Raw genomic sequence first — 2,161 nt, 5'->3', positions numbered from 1 at the left:
CGCCGGCGCCGCGCGCGGGCGGCGGCTGCTGATGGAGGATTTCTACCGGTGGCAGCGGCATCGCCACGGCGTTCTGATGGACGGCGCCGAGCCGGCGGGCGGACAGTGGAACTACGACCACGACAACCGCGAACCACCGCCGCGCGACCGGCGCCGGCTCGGCCTGCCCGAACCGTGGTGCCCGGTCGAGTCGGACGTCGACGCCGAGGTCCGCGACCACCTTGACCGGCTCGAACGCGACGGGCACGCCCGGTTCCGCGGGGTCGACGGGCCGCGCCGGTTCGCCGCGACCCGCGACGAGGCGCTGCGGGCCCTGGACTCGTTCGTCCGGGACCGCCTCGCCGCCTTCGGCCCGCACGAGGACGCGATGCTCGCCGCCGACCCGACGATGGCCCACTCCGCCCTGTCCGCGCCGCTGAACCTGGGCCTGCTGCATCCGCTGGAGGTCACCCGCGCCGCCGAGGACGCCTACCGGCGGGGCGACGCGCCGATCGCCAGCGTCGAGGGCTTCGTCCGCCAGGTGCTCGGCTGGCGCGAGTACGTCTGGGGCGTCTACTGGTGGGCCGGCGAGGACTACGCCCGCCGCAACGCGCTCGCCGCCCGCATCCCGCTGCCCGACTGGTTCGCCGACCTCGACGCGGCCGCCGTCGGCGCCGCCTGCCTGTCCGACGTGCTCGCCGGGGTCCGCGACCGCGGCTGGGTCCATCACATCCCGCGCCTGATGGTCCTCGGCAACTGGGCGCTGCAACGCGGCTACGATCCCCAGGCGCTCACCGACTTCTTCCACGAGAGCTTCGTCGACGGCTACGCCTGGGTGATGGCCCCGAACGTCGTCGGCATGAGCCAGTACGCCGACGGCGGCCTCGTGGCGACCAAGCCGTACGCGGCCGGCGGCGCGTACATCCACCGCATGAGCGACTACTGCGGCGACTGCCGGTACCAGCCGACGAAGCGCCTCGGCGCCGACGCCTGCCCGTTCACCGCCGGCTACTGGGCCTTCCTCGACCGCAACGCCGAGGCCCTGCGCCTCAACCCGCGCCTGCGCCGTCCCCTGGCCGGCCTCGCACGCCTGTCCGACCGCGCCGCCGTCGCCGCCGCCGAACGCCACCGCGGCGACACCCCGCCCTGACCTGCCCAGCCCCCGGCGGACGCGGCTCGGGTCAGGTGACGCCGAGGGCGCGCAGGGCCGCCGTCGTGGCCGCGGCGGCGACAACCACGACGGCGAACGGAGCACCGGGGCTGTCGCCACCGCGAGCACCGCGCCGGCGAGGGCCGCGCGGCGGGTCGCGGTGTCCCGCAGAGCGGGGATGATCAAGGCGAGCAGGACGGCGGGGAAGGCGGAGTCCAGGCCGAAGGCGTCGGTGTCCGGCACGGTCGTGCCGGCGTAGGCGCCGGCGAGGACGCCGACGTTCCAGCAGACGAACAGCCCGATCCCGCAGGCCCAGAACGCCGTGCGGTGGCGCCCCTCATCGCGGCGGGCCAGCGCGAACACGACCGTCTCGTCGACGAGCAGATGGCTGCCGGCGAGACGCCGCAGCCAGCCCGGGCCGAGCACGTCGCCGATCGCGAAGCCACAGGGCAGATGTCGGGTGTTCACCAGCAGGCACGCCAGCACCGCCGGCACCACCGCCCCACCCCCGGTGAGCAGCGCGACGAACAGGAACTGCGACGCACCGGCGAACACGACCACCGACAGCAGCACCGGCGCCCACACCGGCAGCCCGGCGCCCACCGCGATCGCCCCAAACGAGCCGCCGACCAGCGCGTCCGCCCCGCACACCAGCGCGACGTCCCGCACCAGCCCACGATCGAGATCGCAACGCCATCGTCGGACGACCTGCCCAGACAGAGCGCGCAACCGCGCCACGACTTCCATACCACCCAGCGTGGAAAGTCGCGCACGCCCCGTAAACCCTCGGCCATCGACCGCGAAGGTGGCTCCGGCACCCGCCTGACCGACTGTCGCAGGTCAGCCGGCGAGGGCCGCGCGCACGCCGCGAGCTATCTCGAGATCCTCGCGGGCTTCGACGACGAACATCCGCACCGGGGCGTCCGGCACGCCGATCTCCCCGTCGCCGCCGTCGTGCGCGCCATTGCGCGCCGGGTCCAGCCGCAGGCCCAGGAACCCGAGGCCCGCGGCCGCGCCGGCGCGGATCGGCGG

The 2,161-nt window shown here is 75.2% G+C and carries 1 protein-coding gene and 2 pseudogenes; 1 reads left to right on the top strand and 2 read right to left on the bottom strand.

The window, feature by feature from the left end:
* On the top strand, positions 1-1,129 hold a 1,129-nt coding region (locus MXD58_RS29790; protein ID WP_250611475.1), incomplete at its 5' end, for a cryptochrome/photolyase family protein.
* Positions 1,130-1,384: 255 nt separating this feature from the next.
* Here MXD58_RS29790 and MXD58_RS30870 read toward each other — a convergent pair.
* Positions 1,385-1,876 (bottom strand): annotated as a pseudogene (locus tag MXD58_RS30870) (AzlC family ABC transporter permease); the annotation flags it as partial.
* A gap of 93 nt (positions 1,877-1,969) precedes the next feature.
* Positions 1,970-2,161: pseudogene (locus MXD58_RS29785) on the bottom strand (acetate/propionate family kinase); the annotation flags it as partial.

The organism is Frankia sp. AgKG'84/4, from assembly GCF_023242965.2.
Taxonomy (GTDB): domain Bacteria; phylum Actinomycetota; class Actinomycetes; order Frankiales; family Frankiaceae; genus Frankia.
This window is presented reverse-complemented; position numbering and strand designations above follow the sequence as displayed.